Source organism: Salmonella sp. NW884 (assembly GCF_051700745.1).
Lineage (GTDB): Bacteria > Pseudomonadota > Gammaproteobacteria > Enterobacterales > Enterobacteriaceae > Salmonella > Salmonella enterica.
The window spans coordinates 19,875-41,263 of record NZ_JAMMDE010000002.1; the positions used below are offsets into that span (position 1 = coordinate 19,875).

General features: G+C 54.4%; 20 protein-coding genes. 7 read left to right on the top strand and 13 right to left on the bottom strand.

The window, feature by feature from the left end; translation table 11 throughout:
• Window positions 1–3 precede the first annotated feature (3 nt).
• Entirely contained in the window at window positions 4–4,464 is a 4,461-nt protein-coding gene (gene gltB / locus NA197_RS04480) for a glutamate synthase large subunit (RefSeq protein WP_064043101.1), read from the bottom strand.
• A 671-nt stretch (window positions 4,465–5,135) separates the two neighbouring features.
• On the opposite strand from gltB, the gene NA197_RS04485 reads away from it, so the two are divergent.
• From NA197_RS04485 to mtgA, 4 genes are all read left to right on the top strand, one after another.
• Window positions 5,136–6,065, top strand: a complete 930-nt coding sequence (locus NA197_RS04485; protein ID WP_001176887.1) for a TIGR01212 family radical SAM protein — start codon at window positions 5,136–5,138, stop codon at window positions 6,063–6,065.
• A 93-nt stretch (window positions 6,066–6,158) separates the two neighbouring features.
• The gene (gene arcB / locus NA197_RS04490; RefSeq protein ID WP_000809813.1) at window positions 6,159–8,495 is read left to right on the top strand and encodes an aerobic respiration two-component sensor histidine kinase ArcB; all 2,337 of its coding nucleotides are present in this window, start codon (window positions 6,159–6,161) and stop codon (window positions 8,493–8,495) included.
• 226 nt (window positions 8,496–8,721) lie between these two features.
• Window positions 8,722–9,375, top strand: coding sequence for an isoprenoid biosynthesis glyoxalase ElbB (gene elbB, locus NA197_RS04495; RefSeq protein WP_000719811.1), 654 nt, complete (start codon window positions 8,722–8,724; stop codon window positions 9,373–9,375).
• Window positions 9,372–10,100 carry a monofunctional biosynthetic peptidoglycan transglycosylase gene (gene mtgA, locus NA197_RS04500; RefSeq protein WP_064043100.1) on the top strand — a complete coding sequence of 243 codons (729 nt, stop codon included), beginning with the start codon at window positions 9,372–9,374 and terminating at the stop codon, window positions 10,098–10,100. Before elbB ends, mtgA begins: the two co-directional genes overlap by 4 nt.
• 74 nt (window positions 10,101–10,174) lie before the next feature.
• Here mtgA and yrbL read toward each other — a convergent pair whose 3' ends face one another.
• From yrbL to NA197_RS04560, 12 genes are all read right to left on the bottom strand, one after another.
• Window positions 10,175–10,807 carry a PhoP regulatory network protein YrbL gene (gene yrbL / locus NA197_RS04505; protein WP_000602196.1) on the bottom strand — a complete coding sequence of 211 codons (633 nt, stop codon included), beginning with the start codon at window positions 10,805–10,807 and terminating at the stop codon, window positions 10,175–10,177.
• A 249-nt stretch (window positions 10,808–11,056) separates the two neighbouring features.
• Window positions 11,057–11,329: a PTS phosphocarrier protein NPr gene (gene npr / locus NA197_RS04510; RefSeq protein ID WP_000216797.1), complete on the bottom strand. Its 273-nt coding sequence runs from the start codon at window positions 11,327–11,329 to the stop codon at window positions 11,057–11,059.
• Window positions 11,326–12,180, bottom strand: coding sequence for an RNase adapter RapZ (gene rapZ / locus NA197_RS04515; protein ID WP_000243749.1), 855 nt, complete (start codon window positions 12,178–12,180; stop codon window positions 11,326–11,328). The genes npr and rapZ overlap by 4 nt, the downstream gene beginning before the upstream one ends.
• Before the next feature lie 45 nt (window positions 12,181–12,225).
• The gene (gene ptsN, locus NA197_RS04520) at window positions 12,226–12,717 is read right to left on the bottom strand and encodes a PTS IIA-like nitrogen regulatory protein PtsN (protein WP_000609332.1); all 492 of its coding nucleotides are present in this window, start codon (window positions 12,715–12,717) and stop codon (window positions 12,226–12,228) included.
• Window positions 12,718–12,834: 117 nt separating this feature from the next.
• Window positions 12,835–13,122: a ribosome hibernation promoting factor gene (hpf, locus tag NA197_RS04525; RefSeq protein ID WP_001176589.1), complete on the bottom strand. Its 288-nt coding sequence runs from the start codon at window positions 13,120–13,122 to the stop codon at window positions 12,835–12,837.
• Between the two features lie 22 nt (window positions 13,123–13,144).
• Window positions 13,145–14,578 (bottom strand): RNA polymerase factor sigma-54, encoded by a 1,434-nt coding sequence (gene rpoN, locus NA197_RS04530; RefSeq protein ID WP_000809020.1) that lies wholly within the window; start codon window positions 14,576–14,578, stop codon window positions 13,145–13,147.
• A gap of 47 nt (window positions 14,579–14,625) precedes the next feature.
• Complete coding sequence (gene lptB, locus NA197_RS04535; RefSeq protein WP_000224104.1) at window positions 14,626–15,351, bottom strand: LPS export ABC transporter ATP-binding protein; 726 nt, start codon at window positions 15,349–15,351, stop codon at window positions 14,626–14,628.
• 6 nt (window positions 15,352–15,357) lie between these two features.
• A complete protein-coding gene (gene lptA / locus NA197_RS04540) occupies window positions 15,358–15,912 on the bottom strand; it encodes a lipopolysaccharide ABC transporter substrate-binding protein LptA (protein WP_000669770.1) in 555 nt (184 codons plus the stop codon).
• A complete protein-coding gene (gene lptC / locus NA197_RS04545) occupies window positions 15,881–16,456 on the bottom strand; it encodes an LPS export ABC transporter periplasmic protein LptC (RefSeq protein ID WP_000047845.1) in 576 nt (191 codons plus the stop codon). Before lptC ends, lptA begins: the two co-directional genes overlap by 32 nt.
• Window positions 16,453–17,019 carry a 3-deoxy-manno-octulosonate-8-phosphatase KdsC gene (gene kdsC / locus NA197_RS04550; RefSeq protein WP_000030021.1) on the bottom strand — a complete coding sequence of 189 codons (567 nt, stop codon included), beginning with the start codon at window positions 17,017–17,019 and terminating at the stop codon, window positions 16,453–16,455. Before kdsC ends, lptC begins: the two co-directional genes overlap by 4 nt.
• A gap of 20 nt (window positions 17,020–17,039) precedes the next feature.
• Window positions 17,040–18,026 carry an arabinose-5-phosphate isomerase KdsD gene (gene kdsD, locus NA197_RS04555; protein WP_000018612.1) on the bottom strand — a complete coding sequence of 329 codons (987 nt, stop codon included), beginning with the start codon at window positions 18,024–18,026 and terminating at the stop codon, window positions 17,040–17,042.
• A gap of 13 nt (window positions 18,027–18,039) precedes the next feature.
• Entirely contained in the window at window positions 18,040–19,017 is a 978-nt protein-coding gene (locus NA197_RS04560) for a calcium/sodium antiporter (RefSeq protein WP_000922736.1), read from the bottom strand.
• Between the two features lie 212 nt (window positions 19,018–19,229).
• On the opposite strand from NA197_RS04560, the gene mlaF reads away from it, so the two are divergent.
• The 3 genes from mlaF to mlaD are packed head-to-tail and all read left to right on the top strand — an operon-like array spanning window position 19,230 to window position 21,388.
• Entirely contained in the window at window positions 19,230–20,042 is an 813-nt protein-coding gene (gene mlaF, locus NA197_RS04565; protein WP_000531566.1) for a phospholipid ABC transporter ATP-binding protein MlaF, read from the top strand.
• Window positions 20,043–20,049: 7 nt separating this feature from the next.
• Window positions 20,050–20,832, top strand: coding sequence for a lipid asymmetry maintenance ABC transporter permease subunit MlaE (gene mlaE / locus NA197_RS04570; RefSeq protein WP_000925786.1), 783 nt, complete (start codon window positions 20,050–20,052; stop codon window positions 20,830–20,832).
• Window positions 20,833–20,836: 4 nt separating this feature from the next.
• Window positions 20,837–21,388 (top strand): outer membrane lipid asymmetry maintenance protein MlaD, encoded by a 552-nt coding sequence (gene mlaD, locus NA197_RS04575; protein WP_001193589.1) that lies wholly within the window; start codon window positions 20,837–20,839, stop codon window positions 21,386–21,388.
• Window position 21,389 lies beyond the last annotated feature (1 nt).

Genomic DNA, 21,389 nt, shown 5'->3' on the forward strand with positions numbered 1-21,389 from the left:
TCCTTACTGCGCCTGCACGCGCAATTCTGCCGCACTACGACTACGGTGGCCCAACAGGGCTTTGACATCGCTGGACTTGGGCTTAACTAACGCGAATTGGGTTGAGAAGCTTGACCACCTGGACAGGATCTCTTCGCCGCGTTGCGAACCAGTATGTTGCACGTGCTCGGTGATCAGGCCGCGCAGATGCTCTTCGTGGATAGCCAGCGAATCAACGTCCAGTACTTCTACCAGTTCCGGGTTCACGCGTTTACGGAATTCGCCATCTTCGTCCAGCACATAGGCGAAGCCGCCGGTCATCCCCGCGCCGAAGTTAACGCCGGTTTTACCCAGCACGCAGACGATGCCGCCGGTCATGTATTCACAGCCGTTGTCGCCGATGCCCTCTACTACGGTAATCGCCCCGGAGTTACGCACGCCGAAACGTTCGCCCGCGCGCCCCGCTGCGTACAGACGGCCACCGGTCGCTCCATACAGGCAGGTGTTGCCGATAATGCTGGCTTTATGACTGAGGAAGGCGGAACCTACCGGTGGTCTGATGGCGATCAAACCGCCTGCCATACCTTTACCGACATAGTCGTTGGCATCGCCAGTCAGATATAACTCCACGCCGCCCGCGTTCCACACGCCAAAGCTCTGGCCTGCGGTACCGCTGAAGTGCGCTTTAATCGGATCGGAAGCCAGCCCCTGATCGCCGTGGGTCTGTGCGATATAGCCGGAAAGCGACGCGCCGACGGAACGATCGGTGTTGCGGATGTCGAACCAGAAGGTTTTGCTCTGGCGCGCATCGACAAACGGTTTCGCCTGCTGCAACAGTTGCGCATTCAGCACGCCGTTATCAAACGGCGGGTTATTCTCGGTGCAGTACAGCGCTTTACCCGGATGAGGTTCAGCGGTTTCCAGTAGACGAGACAGCGCCAGCTTCTGCTGTTTCGCCGTAAAGCCATCCAGCTCTTTCAGCAGGTCGGTGCGGCCAATCAAATCCACCAGGCGGGTCACGCCAAGCGAAGCCATCAGCTCGCGCACTTCGCGGGCGATAAATTCAAAGTAGTTGGTTACTTTGAACGGCAGGCCGTGATAGTGGTTCTTACGCAGTTTTTCATCCTGCGTCGCCACGCCGGTTGCGCAGTTGTTCAGATGGCAAATGCGCAGGTATTTACAGCCCAGCGCCACCATCGGACCGGTGCCGAAGCCGAAACTTTCCGCACCGAGAATCGCCGCTTTAATGATGTCGACGCCGGTTTTCAGACCGCCGTCCACCTGCAGACGAATCTTGTGACGCAGACCGTTGGCGACCAGCGCCTGCTGGGTTTCAACAAGTCCGAGTTCCCACGGACAGCCCGCATATTTCACCGAAGAGAGCGGGCTGGCGCCGGTACCGCCGTCGTAACCGGCGATGGTGATCAGATCCGCATAGGCTTTCGCCACGCCGGTCGCGATGGTGCCGACGCCCGGTTCGGACACCAGCTTCACGGAGATCATCGCCTTCGGGTTGACCTGTTTGAGGTCGAAAATGAGCTGCGCTAAGTCCTCGATAGAGTAAATATCGTGGTGCGGCGGCGGGGAGATCAGCGTCACGCCCGGCACTGAATAGCGCAGTTTAGCGATATACGGAGTGACTTTATCCCCCGGCAACTGACCGCCTTCGCCCGGTTTCGCGCCCTGCGCGACTTTAATCTGAATCACATCGGCATTGACCAGGTAGGCCGGCGTCACGCCAAAGCGACCGGAGGCCACCTGCTTGATGCGCGACACTTTATTGGTGCCGTAGCGCGCCGGGTCTTCGCCGCCTTCGCCGGAGTTGGAGTTGCCGCCGAGGCTGTTCATCGCTTCCGCCAGCGCTTCGTGCGCTTCCGGACTTAATGCGCCGATAGACATGGCTGCGGTATCAAAGCGTTTAAACAGCTCACTGGCGGGCTCAACCTCGTCGATAGTCACCGCCTCGCCGTCTGGATGTATCGCCAGCAGATCGCGCAGCGTTGCCGCCGGACGCTCATTAACCAGTTTGGCGTATTCCTGATAATCGCTGTACTCGCCGCTCTGTACCGCCTGTTGCAGGGTACGCACGACATCCGGGTTATAGGCGTGATATTCGCCGCCGTGGACGTACTTCAGCAGGCCGCCCGGGCTAATGGGTTTGCGCGCCAGCCAGGCGCGTTTGGAGAGATTCAGCAGATCCTGCTGGAAGTCATCAAAGCTTGCGCCGCCGATACGGCTGACCACGCCCTGGAAGCACAGGTTTACCACATCATCGTGCAGTCCGACCGCTTCAAACAGTTTGGAGCAGCGGTAAGAGGCAATGGTCGAAATGCCCATTTTGGACATAATCTTGTACAGCCCCTTGTTGATGCCGTTACGGTAGTTCTGCATCACGGTACGGTAGTTTTTAGCGATGGCCTGGGTATCAATCAGGCGCCCCAGCGTTTCGTAGGCCAGGTACGGATAGATGGCCGTTGCGCCAAAGCCGAGCAGTACCGCAAAGTGATGCGGATCGCGGGCGCTTCCGGTTTCTACGATGATGTTGGCGTCGCAGCGCAGGCTTTGTTCTACCAGACGCGTTTGCACCGCGCCCACCGCCATCGGCGCGGGGACCGGCAGGCGATTCTTACCGATATTGCGATCCGAGAGCACCAGCAGGACGGTACCGCTGCGCACCATCTCTTCCGCTTTATCGCACAGCGCCTTAACCGTCGCGTCCAGTGTGGTTTCGGTGACATCAAAGGTAATATCAAGCCAGTCGGCGCGGTAGTGATGCTCGCTCATGGTGGTGAGCTGTTTGAAATCGGAGTACAGCAGAATTGGCGATTTAAAACTCAGACGATGGGCCTGACCTTCCGCTTCGCAGAAGACGTTCATTTCGCGACCGATGCTGGTGGCGAGCGACATGACGTGCGCTTCACGCAGCGGGTCGATAGGCGGGTTAGTGACCTGCGCGAACTGCTGGCGGAAGTAGTCGTAAATAATACGCGGCTGGCTGGAGAGCACGGCAAAGGGGGTATCGTCGCCCATTGAACCGACGGCTTCCTGGCCGTTTTCGCCCAACACGCGGATAACCGAGTCCAGCTCTTCGGCGCTGTAGTTAAACTGTTTTTGATAGCTGGCGAGCAGGTCATCGTCCAGTTCGCGGCTACCGACTTCTTCATCAGGCAGCTCTTCAAACGGCACCAGGCGGCGGACGTTTTTCTCCATCCACTCTTTATATGGATGGCGGCTTTTCAGGTCGTCATCGGTTTCCGCGGAATGCAGAATACGTCCGCCGCGGGTGTCGATCACCATCAGCTCGCCTGGGCCGACGCGGCCTTTCTCGACCACTTCATCCGGCTGATAGTCCCAGATACCGACTTCGGAGGCGCAGGTGATCAGCTTGTCTTTGGTAATGACGTAGCGCGCCGGGCGCAGGCCGTTACGGTCAAGGTTACAGGCGGCGAAGCGCCCGTCGGACATCACGATGCCTGCCGGACCGTCCCACGGCTCCATATGCATGGAGTTAAAGTCAAAGAAGGCGCGCAGATCCTGGTCCATATCGGGGTTGTTCTGCCAGGCGGGCGGCACCAACAAGCGCATGGCGCGGATGATGTCCATCCCGCCTGCCAGCAGCAGTTCCAGCATGTTGTCCAGCGAGCTGGAATCCGAACCGGTTTCGTTAACAAACGGCGCAGCGGACTGTAAATCCGGGATCAGCGGCGTCTGGAATTTATAGGTACGGGCGCGCGCCCACTGGCGGTTGCCGGTGATGGTGTTAATCTCGCCGTTATGCGCCAGGTAGCGGAACGGCTGCGCCAGCGGCCAACGTGGCACGGTGTTAGTGGAAAAGCGCTGGTGGAACAGGCAGATGGCCGATTCCAGACGCAGATCCGCAAGATCCAGGTAGAAGCGCGGCAGATCCGCCGGCATACACAGACCTTTATAAATGTTGACCAGGTTCGACAGGCTGCATACGTAGAAATCTTTGTCGTCCTGCAGGCGTTTTTCAATGCGTCGGCGGGCGATAAACAGACGGCGCTCCATATCACGCGGACGCCAGCCCGCCGGAGCGTTGACAAAAATCTGCTCAATACGCGGCAGGGAGGAGAGGGCGATTTCACCGAGCACGCCTTCATTGGTGGGCACATCGCGCCAGCCGACAATCGACAGGGTTTCCTGCTGTAATTCTTCTTCGACAATATGGCGTGACGCGGCGGCCAGTTCAGGATCTTTATTTAAAAAGATCATCCCGACGGCGTAGTTTTTGGCTAAGCGCCAGCCGCGCTCTTCGGCCACGATGCGAAAGAAACGGTCAGGTTTTTGTAACAGCAAGCCGCAACCGTCGCCGGTTTTACCGTCGGCAAGGATCGCGCCACGGTGCTGCATCCGGGCCAGCGCGTGTATGGCGGTACGCACTACCTTGTGGCTAGGTTCGCCTTCTATGTGGGCGATCAGGCCGAAACCACAGTTATCCTTCTCAAGGGATTTATCGTACAACATATCAGTGAACCTCCCCAGGCTCTACGGGACGCTCTCCCAACCGATGGCGCGCGGGCACAGCAAGAGCATGGCGACGGGGCTGGCGCATCATACGCTTACCTCGCATTCGCCCTCTTTGTGTCCTTTGCGCATTGGTAAATACGGTTAAGAGGGAATCTCAATTACTGCATAAATATGATGAGCAGACGGCTCATCCAGAAAGCTTCCAGCGGATCCCCAACTTATCGGGAATCCACACCCAGGTCAAATGGCAAACTGATTTATGCAAAAGTGTGCTGTAGCACAGATAACTTTTTGAATCTATTGAAATTAAAAGGTTTTTTATAGAGTGGCTGCTAATACGGAGCGGCAGAAAGCCTGTGATCTGTCTCACTATAAGAGCCGCTCGCCAGGCGTTATCTGACCTTGTTTTTTCAAAAATCTTGGCATTTTATGCTGTTTTAAGCGTGAGCAGTATTGAATGCTACTGTTTTTATCGATGACCCAGCAGACGCTGAAAAAAGAGGGGAATATCAGGAAAAATCATCAGCGGGATTATGAATGAAATGTCGTTTATTTTGCTTGATTATGCAATGGATAAAAGCCTTCCGGGACGATTGATCCAGGTCATCGCCAAAGGAGACTAAAAATGGCAGGCTTTGGCCTCTTTTTAAGAGGCGGTCTATCAGATTATGCAGTTACAGAAATTAGTCAATATGTTTGGTGGGGATCTTTTACGTCGGTATGGGCAAAAGGTTCATAAGCTGACGCTTCATGGCGGTTTTAGCTGCCCTAATCGCGACGGCACCATCGGGCGTGGCGGTTGCACCTTCTGTAATGTCGCCTCTTTTGCCGATGAGGCGCAGCAGCATCATTCGATTGCCGAGCAGCTTGCGCATCAGGCGCATCTGGTGAACCGCGCTAAACGCTATCTGGCCTATTTCCAGGCCTACACCAGCACCTTTGCAGAAGTGCAGGTGCTGCGTTCCATGTATCAACAGGCGGTCAGCCAGGCCAGTATCGTCGGGTTATGCGTCGGTACGCGTCCGGATTGCGTCCCGCAGGCAGTAGTAGATTTACTGTGTGAATATAAAGATCAAGGCTACGAGGTGTGGCTGGAACTGGGATTGCAAACCGCGCACGATAAAACCCTGCGCCGAATTAACCGCGGGCATGACTTCGCCTGCTATCAGCGTACCACCCGGATTGCCCGGGAACGCGGGCTGAAAGTGTGCGCGCATCTGATTGTGGGGCTGCCGGGAGAAGGGCAGGCAGAATGCCTGCAAACCATGGAGCGTGTGGTGGAGACGGGCGTTGACGGTATTAAACTGCATCCGCTGCATATTGTGAAAGGCAGTACGATGGCCAAAGCCTGGGAAGCGGGGCGGCTGAACGGGATCGAACTGGACGACTACACGCTAACGGCAGGTGAGATGATTCGTCATACGCCGCCGGAGGTGATTTATCACCGAATTTCAGCCAGCGCTCGCCGTCCGACGCTGCTTGCCCCGCTGTGGTGCGAGAATCGCTGGACGGGGATGGTTGAGCTGGACAAATACCTGAATGAGCATGGCGTGCAGGGCTCTGCGCTGGCCCGTCCCTGGATACCACCTGTAGCGTAGCGTGATGAGGGGCGCTACGCATATTTCGCACAATATTCAACGCGGTTCCCATAATTGGGTATTATGTGCGAAGTTGTGGTGAAGGAATCCTCTATGAAGCAAATTCGTATGCTGGCGCAATACTATGTCGACCTGATGATGAAATTGGGTCTGGTGCGCTTTTCCATGCTCCTGGCGTTGGCATTGGTGGTGCTGGCGATTGTCGTGCAGATGGCGGTGACCATGGTGCTGCATGGTCAGGTTGAAAGTATCGACGTTATTCGCTCCATCTTTTTTGGCCTGTTAATTACGCCCTGGGCGGTCTATTTCTTATCCGTTGTTGTTGAACAACTGGAAGAGTCAAGGCAGCGACTGTCGCGTCTGGTGCAAAAGCTGGAGGAGATGCGCGAGCGCGATCTCAAGCTTAACGTACAGTTGAAGGACAATATTGCCCAGCTTAATCAGGAAATTGCCGATCGCGAAAAAGCGGAAGCGGAGCTGCAAGAGACATTTGAACAGCTAAAAGTAGAAATTAAAGAGCGTGAAGAGGCGCAAATCCAGCTAGAACAGCAATCCTCTTTTCTGCGTTCCTTTCTGGACGCCTCGCCGGATTTGGTTTTTTATCGTAATGAGGATAAAGAATTTTCCGGCTGTAACCGCGCAATGGAATTGCTAACCGGCAAGAGCGAAAAACAGCTGGTGCATTTGAAGCCGGAAGATGTGTACTCTCCCGAAGCGGCGGAGAAAGTCATTGAAACCGACGAAAAAGTATTCCGCCATAACGTCTCCCTGACCTATGAACAGTGGCTGGATTACCCCGACGGACGAAAGGCCTGCTTTGAAATTCGTAAAGTGCCTTATTACGACCGTGTCGGTAAACGTCATGGCTTGATGGGATTTGGTCGTGATATTACCGAACGTAAGCGTTATCAGGACGCGCTGGAGCGCGCCAGCCGCGACAAGACCACGTTTATCTCTACCATCAGTCATGAACTGCGCACCCCGCTTAACGGCATCGTCGGTTTAAGCCGCATCCTGCTGGATACCGATCTCACCGCCGAACAGGAAAAATACCTTAAGACAATCCATGTCTCCGCCGTGACGTTAGGCAATATTTTCAATGATATCATTGATATGGATAAGATGGAGCGGCGTAAGGTTCAGCTTGATAACCAACCCATTGATTTCACCAGCTTTATGGCCGATCTGGAAAACCTTTCCGGTTTGCAGGCGCAGCAAAAAGGGCTACGTTTTGTGCTTGAGCCGACGCTGCCGTTGCCGCACAAAGTCATTACCGACGGAACGCGTCTGCGCCAGATTTTATGGAATTTGATCAGCAATGCGGTGAAGTTTACTCAGCAGGGCCAGGTGACGGTGCGGGCGCGCTATGATGAAGGCGACATGCTGCACTTTGAAGTGGAAGATTCCGGGATCGGCATTCCGCAGGATGAGCAGGATAAAATTTTCGCCATGTATTATCAGGTGAAAGACAGTAACGGCGGCAAACCGGCAACGGGTACCGGTATCGGGCTGGCGGTCTCCCGTCGGCTGGCGAAAAATATGGGCGGCGATATTACCGTTTCCAGTCTGCCGGGCAAAGGATCGACCTTTACGCTAACGGTTCATGCGCCAGCGGTGGCGGAAGAGGTGGAGGACGCCTTTGATGAAGATGACATGCCGCTGCCCGCGCTGCATGTTCTGCTGGTCGAAGATATTGAACTGAACGTGATCGTGGCGCGTTCGGTACTGGAAAAACTGGGTAACAGCGTGGATGTCGCGATGACCGGCAAGGCGGCGCTGGAGATGTTCGCGCCGGGCGAATATGACCTGGTCTTACTGGATATTCAGCTACCGGATATGACGGGTCTGGATATCGCCAGAGAACTGACCCGTCGCCACACGCGGGAAGATTTACCGCCGCTGGTAGCGCTTACGGCTAACGTTCTGAAAGATAAAAAAGAGTATCTGGACGCTGGTATGGACGATGTGCTGAGTAAGCCGCTGTCGGTGCCAGCCTTAACCGCGATGATTAAAAAATTCTGGGATGCCACCGATAAAGAGGAGAGTACCGTGACGCCTGAAGAGAGCGATAAAGCGCAAGCGCTGCTGGATATCCCGATGCTGGAACAATACATCGAGTTGGTCGGGCCTAAATTGATCACCGATGGCCTCGCGGTATTTGAAAAAATGATGCCTGGCTATTTAAGCGTGCTGGAGTCCAATCTGACGGCGCGTGACAAAAAAGGCGTCGTTGAGGAAGGGCATAAGATTAAAGGCGCCGCCGGTTCGGTAGGGCTGCGTCATCTGCAACAGCTTGGCCAGCAAATCCAGTCGCCGGATCTTCCCGCCTGGGAAGATAATGTCGCGGAATGGATTGAAGAGATGAAGCAGGAGTGGCAGCACGATGTCGCGGTGCTGAAAGCCTGGGTGGCAAACGCGGAAAAAAAATGACCCCGGTTTGACCGGGGTGCGCGAATACTGCGCCAACACCAGGGAAATCGTGGCTGCGCCGTGCTTATTATGATGATGTCAAAGGCGCAGTCCTGTTTTCAGGCCGCACGCAGTTAAGATAGCAAATCCTAAATGATTTGTTACATGAATCATTTAAATGTGTGAAGCGTAGCATTTTAATCAAAATTATTAATGGGCTTGAGTCGGTTGCAGGAGGATGTTCACCATGAAAAAAATTGGCGTAGTGCTCAGCGGATGCGGCGTCTATGACGGCGCCGAAATTCATGAGGCCGTTCTGACGCTGTTGGCCATTGCCCGCAGCGGCGCACAGGCTGTCTGCTTCGCGCCGGATAAACCACAAGCGGATGTTATTAATCACCTGACCGGCGAAGCGATGGCGGAAACGCGTAACGTTCTGATTGAGGCGGCGCGTATTACGCGGGGCGATATTCGTCCCCTGTCCCAGGCGCAGCCAGAGGAACTGGATGCGCTCATTGTGCCCGGTGGTTTCGGCGCGGCGAAGAACCTGAGTAATTTCGCCAGCCAGGGGAGCGAATGCCGGGTGGATAGCGATGTCGTCGCGCTGGCGAAGGCCATGCACCAGTCCGGCAAGCCGCTGGGATTCATCTGTATCGCGCCCGCAATGTTGCCGAAAATCTTTGACTTCCCGCTACGTCTGACAATAGGGACGGATATTGATACCGCTGAAGTACTTGAAGAGATGGGGGCCGAACACGTACCTTGCCCGGTTGATGATATCGTTGTGGACGAGGATAACAAGGTCGTGACCACCCCTGCCTATATGCTGGCGCAGGATATCGCCCAGGCGGCAAGCGGCATTGATAAATTAGTGTCGCGCGTGCTGGTTCTGGCGGAATGAGCAAACGACGCATCGCGCCGTTAACGTTTTTGCGCCGTCTACTTTTACGTATCCTTGCTGCGCTCGCCGTCTTTTGGGGCGGCGGCATTGCGCTGTTTAGCGTGGTTCCGGTGCCTTTTTCGGCGGTGATGGCGGAACGGCAGATTAGCGCCTGGCTAAGTGGAGAATTTGGTTATGTGGCGCATTCTGACTGGGTCAGTATGGCGGATATCTCGCCGTGGATGGGGCTGGCGGTAATTGCGGCGGAAGACCAGAAGTTCCCTGAGCACTGGGGCTTTGATGTTCCGGCGATTGAAAAAGCGCTGGCGCATAATGAGCGGAATGAGAGCCGTATTCGCGGCGCCTCTACGCTTTCGCAGCAAACGGCGAAAAATCTCTTTTTATGGGATGGACGCAGTTGGCTGCGCAAAGGTCTGGAGGCCGGGCTAACGCTGGGCATTGAAACTGTCTGGAGCAAAAAGCGCATTCTCACAGTTTATCTGAATATCGCAGAGTTTGGCGATGGTATTTTCGGCGTGGAGGCTGCGGCACAACGGTATTTTCATAAACCTGCCAGTCGCTTGAGTGTGTCTGAAGCCGCGTTACTGGCGGCTGTGCTGCCTAACCCGATTCGCTATAAGGCGAATGCGCCTTCCGGCTATGTGCGTAGCCGGCAGGCGTGGATTATGCGCCAGATGCGCCAACTGGGCGGGGAATCTTTTATGACACGCAACCAGCTTAATTAATTTTGCCGATTGGCGGCGCGAACGCCTTATCCGGCCTGCGATCTGTGTCGTCCAGGCCTGATAAGCACAGGCCATTAAGCTTCGTGAGAAGTAAGCGCCAGCCGTTTCTTGTCTTTTGGCTGTGCGTCCCTCTCCAGGGCAACGGCCAGCGCAGGCTGGGCGATAAACCGCTGCCACACTCTCTCCAGTTTGCGTTCACAGCACCATGTTGACCAGGTCGCCAGCGGGATAAAGGTACTTTCCCCCAGATTGTCGCAAACCACCGGAACCACTTCTGACTCGCTGATACGCTGGCACAGGATGTTTTGCGGCTTCAGCGACATCGTCACAATATGGTTATCCAGCAGGTAGCGTTTCAGTTTTTTCAGTAGCCGCCGCAGGACAGCGACATCCTCTTCATAACGACATTGCGCGGCGAACTCGGTCAGGGTAATAGAGGGCGCGCCGTTGAAATCGGTAATCATGTCGTAGACATAGCCGGTGCCGCAATCGGTTTCTACCGTGCCGTAATAACGGGGGATAGCGCTCCAGTCTGTCAGGTAGCGGGACAGATGCGCATAGTAGCTCAGTTCACGCCGAATCTCTTTATCACCGCCGTGGTCACGGTTGTAAATAACTTTTATGCAACGCCGGGCATTATCCGGATGCGTATAGCATTTACGATGTCGACCGGCGCCCAGCGGAGTCTGTTTCGATAAGAGGATCATGGCAAGTCCTGGAAAAATTTATTCACATAAATTTAGTATGGACAAAGAACTTAAACAAAACCTAAACGAAATTTTTTAAGGTTTTCTTAATGTTTTTATGCATAGGTAAAGCGCACGAAATGTACAAATCTTACGAAAGGGTGGGGCTGCGGGACAAGTGGCAGGCAGGCGTAACACGCCCGGTTTTGGGGGTGACTGTCATCAAATACCGGGACGGCGTTGGGGGAAATAAGGTATAGAGGGGGAGGTTTAGTCTTCGTCAAAGCCGGAATTGAACAGCGCGATAACCGCCGCCAGCGCTTCAACTTCTTGCGGGCCGGTGGCTTCAATTTCGATCTGACGCCCTTTGGCGGAGTCGAGCATTAACAGCGCGATGACGCTGTTTGCTTCCGCTTCGGTGCCTTCGTCATTGCGTAATAGCACCTCGGCGTCAAAACCCTGCATCAGTTCGAAAAGCTTCATGGCAGGCCGGGCATGCATGCCCAGCTTATTGGTGACTTCAACAGTTTGCTTTACGGTCATGTTTTGCGTTTTTCCAGCGTGCGATGGCGAGACTGGACATTTTTACCGCGCGAGCGGAAGTAGTCTGCCAGCTGTTCTGCAATATACACCGAACGGTGTTTCCCGCCGGTACAACCGATAGCGACGGTAAGGTAGCTGCGGTTGTTGGTCTCCAGCATCGGTAACCATAGCTCAAGATAGCTGCGAGTCTGATAGATAAAATTGTGAACTTCTGTGTGTCGGTCAAGAAACGCGGCTACCGGCTTATCAAGCCCGGTCATGGGGCGCAGTTTTGGGTCCCAGTGCGGGTTGGGCAGAAAGCGGACATCAAACACATAGTCCGCATCAATCGGGATGCCATGTTTAAAGCCGAAGGACTCAAATACCATCGTCAGTTCGCGCTCGCGTTTGCCCAACAGCCGGGTACGCAGCATCTCCGCCAGCTCATGGACGGACATTTCTGAAGTGTCGACGATCAGATCCGCACGTGAGCGTAACGGCTCCAGCAAGTCACTCTCTTTATCGATCGCACTCTCTAAAGAAAGATTTTTGCTGGAAAGCGGATGCAAACGGCGCGTGTCGCTGTAGCGGCGAATCAAGGTATTGCGGTCGGCATCAAGAAACAGCAATTGCGGCGAGAAAGCGCCAGGCAGATTATTCATCGCCTGTTCAAAAATCTCAGGTGATTCAGGCATATTGCGCACATCAATGCTGACGGCGGCGGAAATCTGGCGATCGGCCAGCGTTCGCGCCAGATCGGGCAACAGCACGACGGGGAGGTTATCCACGCAGTAAAATCCCATATCTTCCAGCGCGCGCAGAGCGACAGATTTACCTGATCCGGAACGCCCGCTGACGATCATCAGTACCATGTACCGTTTCTCCTCACAACGACAGAAATAAATGCCATTGAGTTGTTATGCCTCATTCTGCTCACCTTCGGTGTCAGTAATGATTTGATACAGCTCTTCATCATTCAGCGCCGCGCGCAGGCGGCGGCAGATCGTTTTATCCGCCAGACGTTTCGCCACCAGCGACAGCGTGTGCAGATGCGTTTTAGTTTGATCGGCGGGCACCAGCAGGGCGAAGAGGAGATCGACCGGCTGGTTATCGATGGCGTCGAACGCGATTGGCGTTTCGAGCTGAACGAACACGCCGACGGCGCGTAAGGTATCTTCTTCCAGTTTCCCGTGCGGGATGGCGATACCATTACCAATACCGGTACTGCCCATTTTTTCGCGTGTCAGAATGGCTTCAAACACGACCTGAGGAGGTAAACTGAGCTGTTTTGCCGCCAGTTCGCTGATGATTTCCAGCGCGCGTTTCTTACTCTGACAATGAACGCCGCTACGCGTACACTCCTGGTTAAGTACACTGCTCAGTTGTAGAGTCGTATCGTTATTTATCATAATTTCACCTAAGAACCTGTCCTGTCAGGTTGATGGCCAGGTTCGGAGCGCTAACTGTACAAATGGCCCGTTGTGTCACACAACAGGCCGTCCTGCACTGGCTAACTGCCCGGACAATTAGTGTTGTTTCAGTTTATCTTTATGCCTGGTTAACTGCCTTGCCAGTTTATCAATCAAGCCGTCAATGGCGGCATACATATCCTGGCCTTCCGCGCTGGCGTGAATTTCGCCGCCGTTAACGTGTAGCGTCGCATCCGAGATGTGCGTGACCTTCTCCACTTTCAACACCACGTATACCTGATTAATCCGCTCAAAATACTGTTCAAGTTTGGCGAATTTTGTCGTCACAAATTCACGCAGGGCTTCAGTAATTTCGACATTATGTCCGGTGATATTGAGCTGCATAGTGTCTTCCTTATCGGTTGGGTCAAACCAGCTGTTTGCGTTGGTTTGACGGCGGAATGGATAAAGACTCTCGGTACTTCGCAACAGTGCGGCGCGCCACCATGATACCTTGTTCTGACAGCAGAGAGGTTAACTTGCTGTCGCTCAGTGGTTTCGCGGGGTTTTCCGCCGCAATTAACTTCTTCACCAGCGCGCGAATCGCGGTGGAAGAGGCTTCGCCTCCGCCTTCGGTATTGACGTGGCTGGAAAAGAAATATTTGAGTTCAAAAATACCGCGCGGGCTGTGCAGATACTTCTGCGTGGTCACGCGGGATATGGTGGATTCGTGCATCTCGACGGCCTGGGCGATATCCGCCAGTACCATCGGTTTCATATATTCTTCGCCCTGTTCAAAAAAGGCTTGCTGTTGCTCGACGATGCAGCGACTGACGCGCAGCAGCGTGTCGTTACGGCTTTCAAGGCTTTTTATCAGCCATTTCGCATCCTGTAAATTACTGCGGATGAACTGGCTGTCGGCATCGTTGCGCGCGCTATTGCACATGGCGGCATAGTGCTGGTTAATCTGTAAACGGGGAATACTGTCGCTATTAAGCTCCACCGTCCAGCGACCGTTATGCTTGCGTACCAGCACATCCGGGATAACGTACTCCGGCTCGCCGGTCTGGATCGATTGACCGGGTCTGGGATCGAGCGACTGAATCAGGTTTACCGCCTCTTTCAGCACCTCTTCTTTCAGTCGGGTAACGCGCATCAACGTGCGGAAATCGTGATTGGCCAGCAGATCAAGGTGATCGCAGATAATAAGCCGCGCCTCTTCCAGCCACGGCGTGGATTTGTCGAATTGTGAAAGCTGGATCAGCAGACAGTCGCGAAGATCTTTTGCCGCGACGCCTACCGGATCAAAACGCTGAATACGCTTCAGGACGGCTTCGACCTCATCGAGATCCACCTCTACATCGCCCATGCTTTCGCGAATTTCGTCCAGGGATACGGTGAGATAACCGGTATCATCTACCGCATCGACAATGGATGTCGCAATAGCGCGATCGGTATCCGAGAAGGGCGTTAGCTCAACCTGCCACATCAGATAATCCTGCAACGACTGCGTCGTTTCGCCCTGATAGACGGGCAGCTCATCGTCGATATAATCACCGCTGGGGCCGGACGGCGTCCCGGCGGTGTAAATTTCATCCCAACTGGCGTCAAGCGGCAGCTCTTCCGGCATCTCTTTTTGTTCGAGCGCGTCGGCGGTATCGAGAGGATCGTTATCCTGAGGTTGCTGAGTGTCGATTTCGTCATGAAGATCGGTTTGCTCAAGCAGCGGGTTATTTTCCAGCGCTTGCTGGAGTTCCTGCTGAAGTTCCAGCGTAGACAACTGCAACAGACGGATGGCCTGTTGTAGCTGAGGCGTCATCGCCAGTTGTTGGCTAAGCCTGAGTTGCAAACCTTGCTTCATATTCAGAGTCGTTTTCTCCCGCTAGAGCAGCATAGCCCTCTACCCTATCAGAGTCTGAAGTCTTCCCCAAGATATACACGCTTAACGTGTTCGTCTTGCAGGATTTCTGTCGGCGTACCGTGGGCAATAAGGTGGCCCTGGCTCACGATATAGGCGCGTTCACAGACTGCCAGCGTCTCACGGACGTTATGATCGGTGATCAGCACGCCGAGCCCGCTATCGCGCAGATGCTCGATAATGCGTTTGATGTCGATAACGGAAATCGGGTCAACGCCGGCAAAGGGTTCATCCAGCAGGATAAATTTGGGATTAGCGGCCAACGCGCGGGCAATTTCTACACGACGGCGTTCACCACCGGACAGCGCCTGTCCCATGCTGTCGCGCAGATGCTCGATATGAAACTCTTCCATCAGCTCGTTGGCGCGGTCTTCTCGCTGTTCTGCGGTCAAATCGTCACGAATTTGCAGTACCGCCATCAGGTTATCAAATACGCTGAGACGGCGGAAAATAGAGGCTTCCTGCGGCAAATAGCCGATACCGCGGCGCGCGCGCGCGTGCAGCGGCAGCAGACTGATATCTTCATCATCAATGATGATATTGCCCGCGTCACGCGGCACGATACCGACGACCATATAAAAGGTGGTGGTTTTACCCGCGCCGTTTGGACCGAGCAGCCCGACAATCTCCCCGGAGTTAACGGTCAGACTGACATCTTCCACTACGCGACGGCCTTTATAGGCCTTCGCCAGATTCTTTGCAGTTAATGTTGCCATAACGAATTAGTTACTCTTCTTTTGCGCCGGAGTCTGGCCTTTGTTTTTGTCTTGCAACTGCGACGGCACCAGAACGGTGGTGACGCGTTTGCCTTTCTCGCTGAAGGCCTGCATTTTCTGCTCTTTCACCAGGTAGGTGATTTTGTCGCCGGTAATGTTGCTGTCAAGCTGCTCCAGATAAGCGTTGCCGGTCAGCACCACAAAATCTTTCGCCAGCTCGTAGTGCATATGGGAAGCGTGGCCTTTCACCGGCTTACCGTTGTCCTGCATCTGGTAGAAGGTGGCCGGATTGCCGTAACCGTCGATCACCTCTTTCCCCTGTTCGCCGCCAGGGCGGGTAACCACGACTTTATCGGCGTTGATCTTAATCGTGCCCTGGGTCATCACCACGTTGCCCGTAAAGGTCACGACGTTGCCTTGCATATCCAGCGACTGTTGATCCGAGTCAATATGAATAGGCTGTTCGGTATCGCCCGTGACGGCGAAAGCCGGAATGCTGGCGGCCAGCAGCGAGCCGGCAAGCATAAGATTAAGGCTGAGTTTGTTTGTTTTGAATTTCATAAGAGGTTCTAACCTTTTCAATCAGCTCGGCGTTCTTGCTGCGTAAGTTACCGCGCATTTTCAGTCCGCTGGAGTTAAATGTTGTGCCGTATAACGTCACCAGATCGTTCGAGGTAACATCCTGCGTCACCAGATTAATCTGCGCGTTATCGGTGGTAATTCTGCGTAATTGAGCGTCAGGCACCAGGGCGTTGACTTCAACATGGCCATACAGATAGAGCATCCGATCGTTAGTCAATTTGGCTTTATCGGCCTTGATCGACCATGTCGGCACCTTATCCTTATCAAAGGTGGTTAATACCGGTTGCGTAAACCATGAGACCGCCTGATCGGAAAAATATTCAACGTGCTGCGCAATCAGACGATAGCTCAACGCGCCTTCCGGACTGTACACGACGGTATCCGTATGCTCGCTTTTATACGTGGGATCGTTGCTGTTGACCATCACGGCAGCAGGATCGTCTTTATCCGCCAGATTGATACCAATCAGTACCAGAATGGCCAGCGACAGTAGAATGATAACCCAACGTCTGGTTTTACTCATATCGATTGCCCTTTGGCCTCATCCAGCTTGCCCTGCGCCAGCAGCAGCAAGTCGCACACCTCACGTACCGCGCCGCGCCCGCCGGCAATGTGCGTCACATAGTCAGCGCGGGGGATCAGCAGCGGATGCGCATCCGCAACGGCAACGCTTAACCCCACTTTTTCCATCACTGGCCAGTCAATCAGATCATCGCCGACATAGGCAACATTTTCCGGCGCAATGGCCAGTTTTTCCAGCAGATCGCTAAAGGCGATCAGCTTATTCGACTGTCCCTGATAAAGATGGACAATCCCCAGCGTGGCGCAGCGATCTTCTACAAGTTTAGCCTTTCGTCCGGTAATAATGGCAACCTCGATATTGGAGGTCAAAGCACAGCGAATACCATAGCCGTCACGAACGTTGAAAGCCTTCAGCTCTTCGCCGTTATTGCCCATATAAATCAGGCCGTCAGACAATACGCCATCCACGTCCAGGATGAGCAGGCGGATATTCTCCGCTTTGGTCATGACATGGGGGCTGACGGGGCCATAACAGGTCGCAAGCGACGCACCTGCTTTACTCATCGTTAATTATCCTTGAGTTTCTACACGACGCCTGCACGCAGGAGATCATGCATATGTAACACACCGAGTAACTGGTCGCCATCAGCAACCAGTACGGAGGTGATATGGCGGGACTGCATTAAATTCAGCGCATCGACGGCGAGAATACCGGGACGCACGCGAATGCCCCCTGGCGTCATCACCTCGGCGATCCCCAACTGGCGCATATCGCCGCCCATATCGAACACGCGACGTAAATCGCCGTCGGTGAAGATACCGTCGATCTTCATGGATTCATCGCAAATGACGGTCATACCGAGATTTTTACGCGTAATTTCTAACAGCGCATCACGCAGGGTGGCATGTTTATTAACATGCGGGATTTCATCGCCAGTATGCATAATATCGCTTACGCGCAGCAGTAGCTTACGTCCCAGCGCGCCGCCAGGATGCGACAGAGCGAAATCCTCGGCGGTAAAGCCGCGCGCTTTTAACAACGCCACGGCGAGCGCGTCGCCCATCACCAGCGTTGCGGTGGTACTACTGGTAGGCGCCAGTCCTAACGGACACGCTTCTTTGGGCACTTTAACACACAGATGCACATCTGCCGCACGCGCCATGCTGCTTTCCGGTCGCCCGGTAATGCAAATTAACGGCACGTGCAGACGTTTAAGTACCGGTATTAGCGCCGCGATCTCGCTGGATTCGCCGGAGTTGGAGATAGCGATAACCACATCCTGCGGCGTAACCATCCCCAAATCGCCGTGCGCGGCTTCGCCCGGATGTACAAAAAAGGAAGAGGTGCCGGTACTGGCGAACGTGGCGGCCATTTTCCGTCCGATATGGCCGGATTTTCCCATCCCCATGACCACCACTTTTCCGGTGCAGTTGAACATTTTTTCACAGGCCAGGGTGAAATTCTGATCGATGTATTGATCAAGCTCCGCCAGGCCTTCACGTTCAATTTCCAGGACCTCTTTGCCTGCCTGCTGAAAGTCAAACCCCGGTTGCAACGCTAAATGCGACATAATCCGTTTCCAGTTATCCAACAAGAAGTGGCGATAGCCAATAGAGCATCGCCAGCCATACGATAAACCCGCCGGTCAGCAGTATACCTGCGCCCCGACCAATCTGGCGCGGATGCCGCCAGCAAAGTAAAGCGAAAACCACGCTAACCAGCAACATCACGCTATAATCACGCCCAAACGCCAGCGGGTTGATCTCCCCCGGCGCGATCAGCGCAGGCAGTCCCAGCACGATGGCGAGATTAAAAATATTGGCGCCAATGAGATTACCAACGGCAATATCATTTTCGCCTTTTCGCACGCCGGCAATCGCCGTCGCCAGCTCTGGCAGACTGGTGCCGACAGCGATGACTGTCAGACCGAGCGTTAATTCACTCATGGCGAAATAGTTCGCCAGCACCGTAGCGTTATCGATTACCATGCGCGTCGCCATCGGCATGATGACCAGCGCAATGCCCAGCCATAAGAACGCGACGGGGAGCCCGCCTTCGCGCGGTAGCTCCGCCAGTTGTTCGCGGGTGAGGCTGTCATTCCCCTGGCGTTCGGCCAGACGCGCGATTTTAACAATGAATAACAGCCATAGCACAGCCAGAAGCAGGAGAAAGATACCATCACTGCGACTTAACTGTCCGTCATGCAGTACGGAACCGGCTACCACGCTAACAAATAACATTAATGGCAATTCGCGACGTAGAACATCGGAATGCACGGTAAATGGACGAACCAGCGCCGCCAGCCCTAAGATCAGCAAAATATTGGTGATGTTAGAACCGAGCGCCGCGCCGACGGCCAAATCGAGCTGACCGTGTAGCGATGCGGCGGCCGACACAATAATTTCCGGCAGCGAGGTGCCGATACTCACGACCGTCATCCCGATGATCAGCGGGGGAATACCGAATGTACGGCATAAAATAGAGGCCGCAAACACCAGACGATCGGCGCCGTAGGCCACCAGAAGCAAACCAATTATGAGTAGCGCCATCGCTAAAAGCATCTAAAGTCCTTTCTTCAGGTATACTCGCCGGTCCCCTGGAAGGGATATCTGGAAGCCGTAACGAAGTCCTAATTTTGACTTTATGCGGCTAAAAAGTAAAACGAATGCCAGCTTTCGCTAACCCTGTCAGTTAATATTCTGTAATTATGTCGAACCCATGGTTAAATTCAGCGCCATGGTTACCTCAACAAGGCAATACGAAGGATGAATCAATGGGTCAGTCTGCGGCCAATTTAGTCGATATGCGCGACGTCAGCTTTTCCCGTGGCGAACGCTGCATTTTCGATAATATTTCCCTGACGGTGCCGCGCGGGAAGATCACGGCGATCATGGGGCCGTCGGGCATCGGTAAAACCACGCTGTTGCGCCTGATTGGCGGACAGATCCCGCCGGATAAGGGCGAAATCTTATTTGATGGCGAGAATGTGCCGGCCATGTCCCGTTCGCGGCTCTACACCGTCCGCAAACGTATGAGTATGCTGTTTCAGTCGGGAGCGCTGTTTACCGACATGAACGTGTTTGACAATGTGGCCTATCCGCTACGGGAGCACACCAATTTACCCGCGCCGCTGCTAAAAAGCGTTGTGATGATGAAACTGGAAGCTGTCGGGCTGCGCGGCGCGGCAAAACTGATGCCTTCCGAGCTCTCCGGTGGGATGGCGCGTCGCGCCGCGTTGGCGCGCGCCATCGCTCTGGAACCGGATCTCATCATGTTCGATGAGCCGTTTGTCGGCCAGGACCCGATTACCATGGGCGTTCTGGTGAAGCTGATTTCAGAATTGAACAGCGCGCTGGGCGTGACCTGCGTGGTGGTCTCGCATGATGTGCCAGAGGTGCTCAGTATTGCGGATCACGCCTGGATCATGGCGGACAAAAAAATCGTCGCTCACGGTAGCGCTCAGGCGTTGCAGGAGAATACGGACCCGCGCGTGCGTCAGTTCCTTGACGGTATTGCCGACGGGCCGGTTCCGTTCCGCTATCCGGCGGGCGACTATCACCTTGATTTACTCGAAACAGGGAGTTAAGCCACTCATGCTGTTAAATGCGCTGGCAGCACTCGGACACAGCGGGATCAAAACCGTCAGGACGTTCGGGCGCGCCGGGTTAATGTTATTTAATGCGATTATCGGTAAGCCGGAGTTTCGCAAACATGCGCCGCTGCTGGTGCGCCAGCTTTATAATGTGGGCGTCTTGTCGATGCTTATCATTATTGTCTCCGGCGTATTCATCGGTATGGTGCTGGGGCTGCAAGGCTATCTGGTTCTGACCACTTACAGCGCGGAGACCAGTCTTGGCATGTTAGTGGCGCTTTCGCTGCTGCGCGAGCTGGGGCCGGTGGTCGCGGCGTTGCTGTTTGCCGGGCGGGCCGGGTCGGCGTTGACGGCGGAAATCGGCCTGATGCGGGCGACGGAGCAGCTCTCCAGTATGGAGATGATGGCGGTCGATCCATTGCGCCGGGTGATTTCGCCGCGCTTTTGGGCGGGCGTGATTTCATTGCCGCTACTGACCATTATCTTTGTGGCGGTCGGTATCTGGGGCGGCTCGCTGGTCGGCGTAAGCTGGAAGGGAATCGACGCCGGGTTCTTCTGGTCCGCGATGCAGAATGCCGTCGACTGGCGTATGGACCTGGTGAACTGTCTGATAAAGAGCGTGGTGTTCGCCATTACGGTAACATGGATTGCGTTATTCAACGGTTATGACGCAATACCGACTTCTGCCGGGATTAGCCGGGCAACGACGCGTACCGTGGTTCACGCATCGTTGGCCGTTCTGGGGCTGGATTTTGTGCTGACCGCACTGATGTTTGGGAATTGAGTTCATGCAAACGAAAAAAAATGAAATTTGGGTAGGCGTTTTTTTGCTGGTAGCGTTGCTGGCGGCGCTGTTTGTTTGCCTGAAGGCGGCAAATGTGACCTCTATGCGCACGGAGCCGACCTATAAGGTTTATGCGACCTTCGATAACATCGGCGGTCTGAAAGTGCGTTCCCCGGTACGCATCGGCGGGGTGGTTGTCGGGCGGGTTGAAGATATCTCGCTTGATCCGAAAACATACCTGCCGCGCGTAACGCTCGACATCGAAGAGCGTTATAACCATATTCCCGATACCAGCTCGTTGAGTATTCGTACTTCCGGACTGCTGGGGGAGCAATATCTGGCATTAAACGTCGGTTTTGAAGATCCTGAGCTGGGAACGTCTATCCTCAAAGATGGGAGTACGATTCAGGACACCAAGTCTGCAATGGTGCTGGAAGATATGATTGGTCAGTTCCTCTATAACAGCAAAGGCGACGACAATAAGAATTCTGGCGATGCGCCAGCCGCAACGGAAGACCATACTGAAGCCACAACGCCCGCGGGCGCAACGAAATAAT